The sequence below is a fragment of the Coleofasciculus sp. F4-SAH-05 genome (genome assembly GCF_040222985.1).
GTDB classification, from domain to species: domain Bacteria; phylum Cyanobacteriota; class Cyanobacteriia; order Cyanobacteriales; family Coleofasciculaceae; genus Coleofasciculus; species Coleofasciculus chthonoplastes.
This window is the reverse complement of the sequence record NZ_JAVKBY010000190.1, coordinates 1-14,781: the sequence shown is the minus strand read 5'-3', so window position 1 is coordinate 14,781 and position 14,781 is coordinate 1. Positions and strand designations below refer to the sequence as shown.

At 44.8% G+C, this 14,781-nt stretch carries 9 protein-coding genes and 2 pseudogenes; 6 read left to right on the top strand and 5 right to left on the bottom strand.

All coding sequences use genetic code 11. The features are described 5' to 3' along the window. Positions 1-73 precede the first annotated feature (73 nt). Positions 74-4,294 carry a PAS domain S-box protein gene (locus RIG27_RS22320; protein ID WP_446348804.1) on the bottom strand — a complete coding sequence of 1,407 codons (4,221 nt, stop codon included), beginning with the start codon at positions 4,292-4,294 and terminating at the stop codon, positions 74-76. Between the two features lie 242 nt (positions 4,295-4,536). On the opposite strand from RIG27_RS22320, the gene RIG27_RS22315 reads away from it, so the two are divergent. From RIG27_RS22315 to RIG27_RS22300, 4 genes are all read left to right on the top strand, one after another. After that, positions 4,537-5,745: a NupC/NupG family nucleoside CNT transporter gene (locus RIG27_RS22315; protein WP_446348802.1), complete on the top strand. Its 1,209-nt coding sequence runs from the start codon at positions 4,537-4,539 to the stop codon at positions 5,743-5,745. A 226-nt stretch (positions 5,746-5,971) separates the two neighbouring features. Then, on the top strand, positions 5,972-6,319 hold the full coding sequence (locus RIG27_RS22310; RefSeq protein ID WP_446348800.1) for a translation initiation factor: 348 nt from the start codon (positions 5,972-5,974) through the stop codon (positions 6,317-6,319). A gap of 106 nt (positions 6,320-6,425) precedes the next feature. Further along, positions 6,426-6,992, top strand: coding sequence for a Uma2 family endonuclease (locus tag RIG27_RS22305; protein ID WP_446348798.1), 567 nt, complete (start codon positions 6,426-6,428; stop codon positions 6,990-6,992). Between the two features lie 159 nt (positions 6,993-7,151). Further along, positions 7,152-8,048 (top strand): hypothetical protein, encoded by an 897-nt coding sequence (locus tag RIG27_RS22300; RefSeq protein ID WP_446348796.1) that lies wholly within the window; start codon positions 7,152-7,154, stop codon positions 8,046-8,048. 181 nt (positions 8,049-8,229) lie between these two features. Here the strand turns inward: RIG27_RS22300 and RIG27_RS22295 are convergent, their stop codons facing one another. The 4 genes and pseudogenes from RIG27_RS22295 to RIG27_RS22280 form a co-directional block, all read right to left on the bottom strand. Further along, a complete protein-coding gene (locus tag RIG27_RS22295; RefSeq protein WP_446348794.1) occupies positions 8,230-9,942 on the bottom strand; it encodes a helicase HerA domain-containing protein in 1,713 nt (570 codons plus the stop codon). A 115-nt stretch (positions 9,943-10,057) separates the two neighbouring features. Continuing rightward, positions 10,058-10,150 (bottom strand): annotated as a pseudogene (locus RIG27_RS22290) (DUF975 domain-containing protein); the annotation flags it as partial. A 380-nt stretch (positions 10,151-10,530) separates the two neighbouring features. Beyond that, positions 10,531-10,752, bottom strand: a complete 222-nt coding sequence (locus RIG27_RS22285) for a ferredoxin-thioredoxin reductase variable chain (protein WP_446348792.1) — start codon at positions 10,750-10,752, stop codon at positions 10,531-10,533. A 723-nt stretch (positions 10,753-11,475) separates the two neighbouring features. Then, a complete protein-coding gene (locus tag RIG27_RS22280) occupies positions 11,476-12,555 on the bottom strand; it encodes a PIN domain-containing protein (protein WP_446348791.1) in 1,080 nt (359 codons plus the stop codon). Between the two features lie 213 nt (positions 12,556-12,768). Here RIG27_RS22280 and hemW point away from each other — a divergent pair, with 213 nt between their 5' ends. Further along, positions 12,769-14,031: a radical SAM family heme chaperone HemW gene (hemW, locus tag RIG27_RS22275; protein ID WP_446348789.1), complete on the top strand. Its 1,263-nt coding sequence runs from the start codon at positions 12,769-12,771 to the stop codon at positions 14,029-14,031. 170 nt (positions 14,032-14,201) lie between these two features. Next, positions 14,202-14,606 (top strand): annotated as a pseudogene (locus tag RIG27_RS22270) (TIGR02921 family PEP-CTERM protein); the annotation flags it as partial. Positions 14,607-14,781 lie beyond the last annotated feature (175 nt).

Sequence of the window (14,781 nt, the reverse complement as noted above, 5' to 3'; positions counted from 1 at the left end):
AGAGACCGTCCATGTTTGGTCTCTACATAAATGATGTGTCCTAACCGCTATGGCGGTTGCTATACTTAGATCACTAACTTGGTAATTCGATCGCGAATTCCGTTCCTTGACCGGGAATCGAATCGCAACGCAACTCACCCCCATGGCGTTCCACGACAATCTGATAACTGATGGATAACCCTAAACCCGTTCCCTTACCTACAGGTTTGGTGGTAAAGAATGGATCAAATATACGTTGGTCAACCTCGGTCGGTATTTCTGCACCATTGTTTACTATATATATTACCACCTTTGAACCACCCTGACTCTCGCTATCCTTAGACCCTTCCTCACCGGAAATCACAGCCGTGCGAACCCAAATTTTGGGTTCAAAGTCTAGGTCAGTTTCCAGTTTCTCCTCTAGCGCATCAATGGCATTACTGAGGATATTCATAAACACCTGATTAAGCTGACCTGGATAACATTTAATCTTAGGGAGTTGACAATAGTCTTTAATCACCTGAATTTGAGGACGGTGGGATTGTTCTTTGAGTCGGTGCTGTAATAGTAATAGGGTATTATCAATCCCGTCCTGAATATTTACCTGCTTACACTCCGCTTCATCCAAACGCGAAAAATTGCGTAAGGATTGGACAATCTTAATGATTCGATTCGCGCCCTCTTCCATAGAGGCTAGTAGTTTGGGGAAATCGTAGGCAATAAAATCAACATCGATAGTATCGAGTTCTTCCGCGATCGCGCTGACAGGTTCCGGGTAATGCTGTCGATAAAGCTGGACTAAGTGGAGCAGAGTTTGAGCATACTCCGTCGCTGGCTCGATATTCCCATAGATAAAACTGGTGGGGTTATTAATTTCGTGGGCAATTCCCGCCACCATTTGTCCCAACGACGACATTTTTTCGGCTTGAATCAGTTGAGTTTGGGTGCGTTTTAATTCGTTGAGAGTGAGTTGCAACTCCTGTGTTTTTTCCCGTTCTCGTTCCTCCGCTTGTTTGCGTTCCGTGATATCGGTAATTGAACCAACAGCGCGGACGGGATTACCTAACTCGTCCCAATGTGCCTGTCCCCGCACCAAAACCCATTTATAACTGCCATCTTGACAGCGCATCTGATACTCTAGGGAATAATCAGGTGTTTCCCGGTTGAGATGCCGCTCAAAGGTGTCCTGAACTAAGGAGACATGAGCCGGATGAATGTAACTCATCCATTTGTCAAACGTATTGATATTCTCATAGTCATATCCGAGTATTTCCAGACAACGGGGCGATAAGAAATGCTCATTGGTAATCAGGTTATAATCCCAAATCCCATCATTATTGCCTGAGAGTGCTAATTGCCAGCGTTCCTCACTCTTTCTCAGTTTGATTTCTGCCCGTTTGCGATCGGTAATATCTTGCCCAATGCCAATACGGGTGTTATCACTGAGGCGAATATTTGCCCACGAGGTTTCCAGAATTTGACTGTTTTTAGTCCGTAGGCTAAAATCTTGCCATTTTCCAGACGCCTTGATCATAAACTCCCAAACTTTCTGGCGATCTGTAGGATTGGGATAACATTCGCTTAACAAATCAATCTGATCCAGTTCAGTTTTAGACCAGCCTAAAACCCGTTCCACCTCTCGGTTAACTAATCGAATATGACCCGTAGCATCATAAAAACAAATCATCACCGGAATATGGTCAAAGATGGTTTGTAGAAGTTCCTTCTGGTAGCGGAGTTGATCTTCGGCTTGTTTGCGTTCGGTGATATCGCGGGTAGAACCCACCATTCGCACCGGATGTCCGGCGTCATCCCAGAGGGCTTGGGCGCGAGAGTGCAGCCACTTGTAGGTTCCATCCTGACAGCGCAAACGATACTCGATCGCGTAATGGGGTATTTTTTGGGCTAGGTAATCTTGTAGACTCTGATTCACCAAGGGAATATCATCGGTATGCAGATGGTTTTGCCATCCCTGAAAATCTAGTTCAAATTGATCGTCATCGTATTCCAGGATTTCGCGGTAGCGATCGGAAATTAAGGCTTTACCCGTGGTGATATTCCAATCCCAAATCCCATCCTGATTCCCCTGAAGCGCTAATTGCCAACGTTCTTCACTTTCCCGCAGGGCGGCTTCAGCTTGTTTGCGATCGCTAATATCAGTGGCTGTGCCTAAAATTTGCTCCGGCTTCCCCTCCTGGTTCCAGGTAAAGACTGTCTCCCGACTAGACAGCCAACGCCATTCCCCATTTTTGTGCTTAATCCGATATTCTAAATCAAACACTTGGTCAGCTTGGGCGGTTTCCAAGTGCTGAAAATGGTGGAGAATTCCCGGTAAATCATCGGGGTGCATCAGCGTCGCCAGAACATCATCCTCCATCTGGATCACGTCTTCCGGTGTATAGCCAAGCAGGTTCTGGATTTTGCGATTAAAGTAAAGAATTTGCTTATTGATGCGGTCATAAATATACAAGATACTGGGATTTGCCTGAGTAATCGCCCGCAGCAACCGTTGGTTTCCTTGCAGGGCTTCTTCAATCTGTTTTCGCTCGCTAATATCTTGCATTTGAGCAAGAGCATACAACGGGTTACCCTGACTATCTCGCACCATAGAAACGCTCAAGATAATCCAGATACTATGTCCCTGTTTATGAATATATCGCTTTTCTAAATGGTAGTAACGAATTTCACCGTTGAGAAGTTGACGGGTATAATCACGTTCCGCTTCTAGATCACTAGGATGGGTGATTTCTGGGCAATTCTTGGCTAATAATTCTGCTTCGGAATAGCCAACCATTTCACACAAGTAACGATTCGCTTTCAGGAAATAACCATCGAGGGCGACTAACGCCATCCCACTAGCCGCGTAATTAAACGCCTTACGGAAACAGTCTTCACTCTCTCGCAGTTCAGCTTCCATCAGTTTGCGATCGCTAATATCCCGCGCCACCCAGACAACCGAGTGTTCCGCGATCGGGGAAATACTGGCGCTAAACCAAACCTCTCGCCCCTGTAGCCACAGACAGTAATCTAGAGTCAGGGTTTGTTGAGTTGCGATCGCCTGTTGAATCGTTTCTACCCATACTGAATCCGTTTCTGTGGGATCTCCTAACAATCGCTGGATTATCTGATCTATAAATGTTCCATCCTCATACAGACAACTTGAAGACGTGGGAATAACTTCAATCTCTTGAATCTGGTGATCATGAGTATTAATAACCAGGACGATATCCGTCATTGCCTCAAATACAGCCCGGATCTTGGCTTCAGAGGATTGAAATTTCGCTTGCAGTAATTCACGCTTACTAATTTCCTGTCGCAGTTGCTGATTTAACTGGCGTAATTGATAGGTTTGCTGATCTAACAAATTTTCTAAGGTATCCACGGTTTGATAGATATCAATGGGATTAATCGTGTTCAGGATCTGCGTCTGAGTAATTAAACCCGCCAATTCTCCGGTTTCATCTGATACAACCAACCGTCGCACGCGATGCTGCTGCATGAGTTGATGGGCACTCCAAATCGAGTCAGTCGGTTGAATGAGTAATAAAGGCGTACTCATTACAGGGGTAACGGGGGTATTCGCCAAATCCAATCCCAAGTTACCAAACTGGACAATATCTCGTTCGGTGACAATACCCACTGGGCGAAGCAAGTTTTGAGTCTGTAGGGGCGGGTTTAGGGAATTTGGTGGCGCTATTGATGGTAACGTTTCATCAAAACCCGCCCTGACTGAATTTTGCGTTGAAACAGGGAACTCAGCCTCCTCAACAATCACCACACAACTGACTCGCTGTGCATTCATCACTTGTGCGAGTTCCAGAATAGAAGTTGTCCCCATGGCGTGAATCACACGGGTAGCCATCACCTCAGAGACTTTTTTGTGGTTAAGTAAATCAACGGGTTGGAGAACATGGCGAATCGTTTGCGGGGTGATTACACCGATTAAGTTTCCCGTCTCTCCCACCACCGGAAGATGACGAATTTTATATTGACGCAACCGATTAATCACGCTAACGATATCTTGGGCTTCAGTTTCTGTGATCTTCATCACTGAAGTCGTCATTACCGACGCCAGAGATAAGGTTCGCCAGTCAACACCGGAAGCAATTAGTTGCACGGTATCTCGTTCCGTAAAAATACCTACAACCGGACTATTCGGCTGATGATTTGCTAGTACAAGTAGACAACTGCTGTGAGTCTGAGTCATCCGCGCCAAAGCCTTCTCCACCGAGATATCAGGTGTCGCGGTGGGAGGATAGCGATTGATCGCTAAACCATTGTTATGATTCAGTTTAAAAGCAGTAGCAATGCTCATGGAGAAGCGCTCCTGAAACCAACGGTTTTTCTGTCTTCCTATTTAATTCAAGATTTCTAGACTTGTTTCAGGGTTTTATCTAATTTTTTCTTTCGATACTTCATACTGGCTGGCTGGGGCGATGATTTTTTTTCTGCGATCGCCATGAAATGACTTAGGATTAAACCTGTCAAGTCCAATGAGTAAACCTTAAGTATAGACGACTTTTGGGGATATCTGTATTTTTTGGTCAGAGAAATACTATGGAACGCTTAATTTCTGCCTTAGGGCTGCTGGTATTCATCGGCTTAGGTTACGTTTTATCTGTCAATCGGCGGGCGATTCGCTGGCAACCTGTATTATGGGGTATTGCCTTGCAGTTAATTCTGGCGGTGTTAATTCTCAGGACAGCACCAGGGTTGGTTTTCTTTGAGTTTTTAGGGCAGTTAGTGACTCAGTTCCTGAATTTCTCTGATGCTGGGGCAAAGTTTGTCTTGGGTGAAAATTTAGAGGAACGTTTCATTGCCTTCAAAGTCCTACCTACGATTATCTTTTTCTCGTCTTTCATCACGATTCTTTATCACTATAAAATTTTGCCGCAGGTGGTTAAGGCTGTGGCTTGGGTAATGTTCAAAACTTTGAAAACATCGGGCGCAGAAACTATGAGTGCAGCAGCGAATATCTTTGTCGGTTCAACGGAAGCCCCGTTATTAATCAAACCTTACGTATCTACGATGACGCTTTCGGAGTTACACGCCGTCATGACAGGGGGATTTGCTACTGTAGCTGGGGGTGTCTTGGCGGCTTATATTTCCTTTGGAATTCCCGCTGAACATCTCATCGCCGCTTCTGTGATGTCTGCACCAGCCGCTTTAGCCATTTCTAAACTCTTGTATCCGGAAACAGAATCCTCGAAAACCGCCGGTAAAATTACCCTGGAGGTAAAGCCGACAACAGTGAATGGGATTGATGCGGCGGCGACGGGGGCGCTGGATGGGTTAAAATTGGCAGCCAATGTAGCAGCAATGTTGATTGCATTCTTGGGACTGTTAGCCATGGTGAACGGCATTTTGGGGTGGTTGGGTGGATTAGTGGGACTACCACAACTCACGTTAGAATCAATTTTAGCGATTATTTTGGCTCCCGTGGCGTGGTTGATGGGCGTTCCTTGGTCAGACTGTGGTCAGGTGGCGGTTTTGTTAGGAAAAAAGACGATTTTGAGTGAATTTATTGCTTATCTGGATCTTAAAGCATTGATTGAACAATCTCAGCTATCGGAACGGTCAATTATTATTGCTACTTACGCTTTGTGTGGTTTTTCAAATATTGGTTCAATTGGAATTCAACTGGGTGGAATTGGTGGAATCGCACCGAATCGGCAACCTGATTTAGCAAGATTAGGGGTGAGAGCTTTAATTGGGGGAACACTCGCTTGTTTTATGACCGCTTGTATTGCTGGAATGTTACTCTAGAAACTAGAAACTACATGGCACGTCTTTCCTTAAAACCAGCCCTCCCCACCAATAATTGAACAAGCCAATGTCGGGGCGGGTTTAGAGAAAATTTGTAGGGGCGGGTTTAGGGACTAAATTCGGATATTCACCGATAACGGAACAACAAAACCCGCCCTCCTCACCGATAATGAAACAACAAAACCCGCCCTCCTCACCGATAATTGAACAAAACGATTTAACAGCTATGTCTAAACGCAAATCCTCTAACTCCTCCCAAAAGCGTGTAGCTTACCAAGAATTTGGTAGTAATTCGGCGGCTACGGAACGGGCGGTTCAAGAACTTCCGCCCAATCAGCAAAACTTGCGCGTTCAAGCCTCTCGTAAGGGGCGCAAGGGGAAAACTGTTACGGTGATTAGTGGTTTTCAATGTAAACCGGACACCTTAACCCAACTTCTCAAACAGCTTAAAACTAAATGTGGTAGTGGTGGTACGGTTAAAGATGATACCTTGGAAATTCAAGGGGATCATGCTCAAAAAATGCTGGAGATTTTGACGCAGTTGGGGTATAAAGCCAAAATTAGTGGTGGTTAGTGCCTTTTGAAAAATGTTGTAGTCAGTGTATCTAATTAGTTGGGGGCGCAAGCCTTGCGCCCCTACATTTGCTATACTATGGAAAACCTTTTATAACAAAACTACGATGATTGCTTCTCCTCAACATCCTTATCTTACACCTGACCAATACCTCATAATGGAGGAACAGAGTCCGATAAAACATGAATATATTGATGGGCAAATCTATGCTATGGCGGGAGCAAGTGACCCTCATGTTACGATTGCTGGAAACCTTTTTGCTCTACTCCGTAGTCATGTTCGAGGTTCGGGTTGTCGAGTCTATATTTCCGATATGAAAGCCCGCATAGAATCGTTAAATCGGTTCTATTATCCTGATGTTATGGTCACTTGTGACCCACGGGATCAAGAAACCTCGACTTATAAACGATTTCCGACTCTGATTGTCGAAGTTTTATCGGATTCGACTGAAGCGTTTGACCGAGGTGATAAATTTGCTGACTATCAGGAATTGGAAAGTCTCCGTGAATATGTATTAATTAATACTAAACGGCAACGAGTTGATTGCTTCCGCCGCAATGATGAAGGGCTATGGGTGTTGCAGTTTTATACTCCTATACAGCAAGAATTTAAACTCGAAAGTATTGGTTTTACAGGAACGTTTGCCGCGCTTTATGAAGATGTCGATTTTTAATTAAAATTTTCGTCCTGATCATCAGCCCGGAGTTCAAACTCCGGGCTAATAGCTGAAGTCCATTAAAATAGACTAGATGTCTTATCCCATTGTCTCAAGACGAATTTCGCTTTTAGCTTAAACCCAAGCAGGGTTAAGGCGACTGATTACGATAATCTTATGAATGACGATTTTTGCAAAAACAACATCAATATGATGTTGAAGCGCTCACAAACTAAAGTTATTTTTCCGGTAATTACTCTCGCATTGGTTAAAGAATATCTATCTAACCAAAACACTATTTTTTCAAACTCTGAGATTAAAGCTGCGTATCAGAGAACTGTTAACGATATGATTGATTATTTGCAACATGATTTACACATAGGGGGTAGATACTATGATGCCTATCCGTCTCGAAATTTACCTAAATACGGAGTATTAAGAGTGATTAATAGTGGTGAATATGAATTTATGTCACCCTATACAAATAATGCTAAATTACTGGATCAATGGATTCCGGAAATAATTCAGCAACATATTAGCAGTAAACTGGGCAAAATTCCTCGCTTAAGCAATCGGGAGGTTCGCTCTGAACTATCATTGTACAATCATCAATTTCTTAATTTCATAGAAGAGAATATTCGTCAAAATTCAACCAATTTTGAAATATTTAGCTTTGCTGTTATCAAAGTACATCTTGAGAAATTTTCCTGTAGACTTTATCGAGATACACGCACATCCGCTAATGATAACGGAGTTGATATTTCGACTAATTTTGGCGTGGTTTATCAAATTAAGAAGCTTAAGGTTTATAGTAAAGCTGTAGCAGATGATATCTATGCGGAACTTAAGGGAAACTTTGACCGGGAACGATTGAGTGATGGTAATGTGATTTTGATTATCGATGATATCTCGAAAGATATTAAAAGTTACTTGATTAATATGAAGGTTCAATCGATTACTATCAAGGAAATATTAAAGTTAGCGTCTCAATTTGAAGATATGGAAGACCGGGAAAAGATATTAAGGATTATTTATGAGGAATTTCACCGCGAATATTCTAGCAATCTTGGTTAAATGAGTTCCTGAAATTAATTAACTTTGCCTATAAACAGTAGAGACATTCTGCTGGAACGTCTTTAGCGTTTTTGATATAAATTAATTGAATGGGTTGGCAGGTGCAGAATTTTAAATGTAGATAGGTAGCTGGTAATGGGTGTTGCCACGTTTAGGGCGAAGACAGCGCAACTACGAACTTTTAAAAGCCTAAATCGGCTTTGGCGGCATCGGCGGCGGCAAAAACTTCTTCATCTGACTTTTCATCCCAAGAGGGTTCGCCAATTTCTGTGTAGAATGTTTGATCATAAGGACGAGTTCGCACAACAACGGGCATGGGTACGGCATGTCCTAATATTAATGCCTGTTGTTTGGAGTCTAATTTAGCTAACACCGATCGCAAACTTTGTCCCCCGGAAACTCCGGTAAAGATCGCCTCAATGTCTTTGTCATCATTCAGTAAACAGGTGATCCGGGTGCCAACCTGGGACATGACTTCATTATCAATCCCCGATGGACGCTGATCGACAATCAGTAATGTAACGAAATATTTCCGCATCTCCCGGGCGATAATGCCAAAGATGGTTTGACGTACTGTGGCTGAATCCAGGAAACGGTGCGCCTCTTCAATCGTAATCACCAATGGGTGCGGGCGATCGCATGGATTTTTGCTTTGCAGAAATTTCTCCGCCTTCCGCACATATTTACCATGAATGCGGCGTGTCATCACATTCGTGGCTAACATATAGGAGAGCATATTCGATTGAGAGCCAAATTCCACCACCACATGCTTCCCCGCATCTAAGGATTGCAGAATCTGGTCAATATAATTTTGGGGACAAGTACTTCGTATGTACTTTAACTCCTCCAGACGCAGTAACTTGCGCTGTAATGCCATAATTGAAGACTTATTTCCCCGCTTCTCATCGCAAAATGTCTGAATATCCTCATTCGTCATATTTAGGAGTTGAGTAATCCAGGTTTTGCCAAATTCGTTGCGGAGAATGATCGCATTTTCCAAACTCGTCTCAGACAGATTTAACTCGCCTCGCACCAGGGAGATATCTTCGACTTCAATTTGATCGAAACCAAGATACAATTCCTGGGCGTCTCTAATCCCTCGGCGTTGGGTGGATTCGGGGTCAAGGGTGTACACTTGGACTTGATTGGGAAAGAGTTGGCGTAATCCTTTGACTGTACTAAATTGTTTTCCTTCCGATACGGCTTCCCATCCATATTCGGAGTGCATATCGAAGATTAAATTAACCGCCGCTTGCTTGCGAATAATCCCGGATAATAATACGCGAGTCAGAAAGGATTTCCCGGTTCCCGATTTGCCAAATATACCATTACTGCGTTCGACAAACCGGTCTAGGTCTATGCATATTGGTACTTCCATGTCAAGGGGTTGACCCACCGAAAAATTCCGCCGATGGGGATCATCTTCCCAGCCAAACACCGCCCGGAAATCGCGTTCACTGGCGTCAAAGACTTGGGAGAAATGACTGGGAATTGTTTTCACCGGAAGTAATTCATCGTCACTGCTACTTTGAGGTTGAAATGACGCTAAAGGACTTTTACCATTCAGGTTCAGGTTGGCTGTCTCGCGTTTTCCCGAGGAAGGCGTCAACATCAGCATTGGGGTTAAATTGATCGTCCCAAACGTGCCACTTCCGGCGAGAACCTCACGTAAAAAGCTATCGTTGGGATGGGGGGGATTCGCCCAAATCCGCTGACTAGAGGTTCCTAGCGCCACATCCGTCAGCATACAGAAAAAGCGCGATCGCACCCCTTGAACCACCAGAAACTTACCCACGCGCATATCTTCCACGGAGACATCCGCATTTAATCGCACTTCCAATCCGCCGGAAAGAGAACCTTGAATGACTGAACCTAAGGGTTTATCTACATCCATCACTGCTAGGGTTTGAACGAAGCCAAGCCTATCTTATCGTTCTCTTCCTAGTTATTGGGCGTTTTCCTTGGATTCGAGGGATAAATTAGCCATTTTTTTAAAGAAAACGGATTAATCAATGGCGTAGCTGTAAACCCATTCCTTCCCGGCGATTGCGGAGATCGTAGTAGATAACGGCTTTAATTATTTGCAAAAATGGTATAACTAAAAGAATAATCACGGCAATAAGTAAAATTATTGTTAATGTAATTAAAATGCCTAGAGCAGCAAATAATCCCTCTAACGAGTTAGCGGCAAATAAGGCAGAGAACATGAACAATGCTGTGGGGTCATTCTTCAAAACGATGGAGTCGGCAGCAGAAATCGGGTGAGAATATCACAGAATGAGTATCCCCACCTTGGTAGTTTACCCAGGTGTGAAATAGCTGAAATCTACATAGAGGATGATGATCCCAAGATGGGTTTACAAGAACTCAAAATGCAAAACCAGTAGATTTTAAGCCAGACTCTGAACTTCAAAATGAATGCCACTGACTGGTATGATGGTGGGCAACGCCCACCCTACTACGGTATATCAAAGGGAGAATGTCAAACCACTTCTAACTCATCTTCCCGGAAGTGACCGCGAAACTTTTTATCAAATTTAACCTGAATCGGTAAGTTAGCGCTCACAGGTCGCCCTTGCCATTCTGTAACGATAGCAATGACTTCGCCTTCCATACCCTTGATCTCAAACGGCTCATTGCGGTGGGCAGGATTGTGGTAAACAATAACAGATATCTTAACTCGAACGCGATCGCCAACTTTCATCGAAAATTAGGGTTAGTAAGGGGGCGGATGGAAACCCCTGTCATTTATGCTTATGGAAGAAATTAGCCCTCTTAACATAAACAGCAGCCCGACAGGGCTTCCGAGAGAAGCTGTATTGGTATCCATCCTTCCCGTGTACACGACTGCAATATGTGAAGTACCCCAACTTACTTCGCTCTTATTTGGGGCTTCCAACTTAGCTAAACAAGGACGGTCTTATTCGTCTTTGGGATTTCCCGTCTCATTCGCCGATGCCACGTTGGGCACTTTCTAATTCCTAAGAGCAGAAAGTCCAGAACTCGATCTGGTGATGGTCTTACTCAGCGTCCACAGGCAGCCGCCCGTCTTCCACAGGCAGTTATTTTTTACTCGTACAACATAACTTGGCTTATCTTTTACCCCTGAGCGTAGTCGAAGGTAACCAGCGGTCATGTTCTTTCCCTAGCTGCGATGTTTGGAGCGACCAGCATCTTACTGCTACTTTGAAGTTAGCCTGATTGATATTAGCTTACAACAAGCAAGTTGTCAATAATAAACTGGCGATTCATCCCACGCTCAATCGAAGATTAGAGCGTGGGGAACCTATCGCCGGATAAGCTAAACCATTCTTACACAGCAAGGTTCTTTCCTAGAGATTAGTTTGGCAACTGATTAAAAACGGTGCTGATTTTCCCGCACCGTTTCCAGACCTGTAGCCACCTCAACCGCAGCCAATTCTTATGTTTACGCCGCCACAGATGCTTGAGGACGAGCAAAAATCATCCGTCCAGCAGATGTCTGTAAAGCAGAAGTGACCACAACTCGCATTTCAGCGCCGAGGTGGTTACGTCCTTCTTCCACAACCACCATCGTGCCATCGTCTAGATAACCTACGCCTTGAGAGGGTTCTTTTCCCTCCTTGAGGATTTTGAGTTCCAGGCTATCACCCGGCAGATAAATTGGACGTACAGCGTGAGCCAGATCATTGACATTGAGTACCGGGACTTTTTGCAAATTAGCCACTTTACTCAGATTGTAGTCATTCGTCAAAAGCGTGCCATTAATTTCCTGAGTCAACCGAACCAATTTGGCATCCACCGTCTGAATATCCTCATAATCAGCCGGGTGAATAATCAGGCGTTCCGGATAAGCGGTTTGCATGGCTTTGAGAATATCCAACCCACGCCGTCCCCGAATCCGCTTTTGATCATTCGCTGCATCAGCTAACTGCTGTAACTCTTGCAATACAAACTGGGGGATGAGGAGTTGACCCTCGACAAACCCTGTATTCAACAGTTCCTCAATGCGACCATCGATAATACAACTCGTGTCCAGTACCTTACTCGCCGCTGGTTTAAGCGTCCCTTCTGCCACCAACATCGTGTCCAAGCTGTTTGGATTAATCAGTCGCAAAAAAGTCCGACCATGGGTATCTGCCAGACTGATTCCCAGAAAGGCAAACATCACACTGCCCAAAATTGCCGCCAGGGGCTTGATAAAGGCAAACTCCGAGGGAAAAGGTAGAAAGAAAATCGGAGCTAACATTAAATTCGCTAACAGCAGCCCCAACACCAAACCGACTGCCCGGGTTAAAATTACCTCAATTGGCAGTTGGCGTACCTGCTTTTCCAAACGACGGTAGGTCACCTGCACCGTTAACCCAACCGCAAAACCGATAATGGCGGTAAAACTGGCTAAAATCCAGCGCAGCGCCTCCAGATTGGTAATCTGTTCTTGCACGGAAGGCGGAAGCAGTTCAACAATGTCGAACCCTACACCTGCTCCTCCTAGGATGAATAAAAGAATAATGACAAAATCAAGCATGGTTCCAATCCAAGTGGTTTATCTGGCAAATCTTTCGATTCTATTCAAGATTTATAATGATAGAGGTTAATCACGTTTATTATATCTTTCCCTCCATTTTGTTTTCCTATACCTATCGGCTTAGCTCAAAACGTAATCTTGTTGAGTTTATTTCCATTAATCTACTACTTGTTAATCAAATGTTAAGAATTATTCCCTAATTTTCCGCCTATTATGTTAAATTTTTCAAACAAATCTGAGAAAATCATCGAGATGGGAATTGCCCATTCCGCCTACATCCATATCCCCTTCTGCCGACGCCGCTGCTACTACTGTGACTTTCCTGTATCTGTAGTCGGCGATAAAGCCAGGGGTAGCACGTCCGGCACGATTGAGGAATATGTTGAGGTCTTAGCTCAAGAAATTCAAACAACACCAGCCTCGACTTGTTCTCTCTCAACCATTTTCTTTGGTGGTGGCACCCCCTCTCTGTTATCCACTCAACAGTTAAACCGCATTCTGGATACCTTAGCACAGCAGTTTGGCATAGCTACCGATGCTGAGATTTCCATGGAAATAGACCCAGGCACATTCGACCTGTCGCAGATCAAAGGATACCAGGATGCGGGCGTGAATCGAGTGAGCCTGGGAGTTCAAGCCTTTCAGGATGAACTGTTGGGCATTTGTGGGCGATCGCACCAGCTTAATCATATCTTCACCGCTGTCGAGTTGCTCCGCCAAGTAGAGGTTCCCGACTGGAGTTTAGATTTGATTTCTGGATTGCCAACTCAAACCTTAGAACAGTGGCAGGAATCCTTGAGATCCGCCATTCAGCTTACCCCTACCCATATCTCCTGCTATGACCTGACTATAGAACCCGTTACCGCCTTTGGACGACAGTACAGCCCCGGAATTTCTCCCTTACCGACTGACGAGACAACCGCTCAAATGTACCGCCTTGCCCAGACGCTCCTCACTGATGCCGGGTATGAACATTATGAGATATCCAACTATGCTTTACCCACTCACCAATGCCGACATAATCGGGTGTATTGGGAAAACCATCCTTTTTATGGGTTTGGTATGGGGGCTGCTAGTTATGTCCAGGGGCGGCGGTTTACTCGCCCCCGCACTCGGCGAGAGTATTATACTTGGGTACAACAGTTCATTGAAGCGAATGGGATCTGGGAAAGTCCAGAACTCTCGGACGTGGATATTTTGTTAGAAACTCTGATGCTAGGACTACGCTTGGCAGAAGGTGTGAGTCTATCTACACTGGTGCGGCAGTTTGGCGAGAAGACTCTCGAACAGATTGGGACAACGTTGCAGCCCTACTACCAGCAAGGTTGGGTAGAAGTTGTAGAACGAGATGGAAAAGTCTGGGATTGGCACAATGCCCAGAAACTACCGATGACTGGGCGGCTGAGATTAAGTGATCCAGACGGGTTTTTGTTTTCTAATCAGATTCTGGCTGATTTGTTTAGTCGCTGTATGTGACCCAAATGCTCAACGTTAAACGCCCGACTGTCAATCCTCCCCAATAGAGAGAAAGGACACATTATTTATGTAGAGACGCGCCATGGCGCGTCTCTACAATGGTGCCGAACGTCCTAATCGATGTGTCTATTGCTATAAGCGCCACTCCAGGTACCGATCGCACTCTCTAATCCTTACCCGAAAGCGCCACAATTACAGGCTTGTGGCTTGGGGACACCGATAAGCGATCGCAAAGTTTTCCATTTAAAGTTTCACCACGGGGGGCGGCGCAAAAGGTTTACAATTCTCAGGTGAGGCGATCGCGACCCGTTGATCCAGCGTTACTCGAACAGGTGGGACCCCGCCTTTATCGCCTCAGAGCCTTCCCAGTTCCGCCCAAATTATCATTTCGGGAACAAAGAAATTCAACGGAACGACCCACGCAAATGCATCTGTGGTTAACTTATAACGTGATGCGACAAGCACAGGGATGGGCGCTGCCTCGATTAGCAGAGAAACGGAATATCTTCTGGACAAAGGACACCCAACGCTTGGGAAATGGAGGCGCGATCGCAACGTCTGAAGATGAGTGGCTTATGATGGTATTTTACTGGTAACGGATGAGGGGGTCACGACACCTTGATATGAACGCCAGTATCAGGCTCTGTCGAGTTCAGTTAAGCAATCAGTGAACAGGTTTATAGCTGTAGTGCTGAAGAGAGTAAAAAGCCCGTTTAACATTGTCGAGGCAAACTTTACTTAGTAATAAGG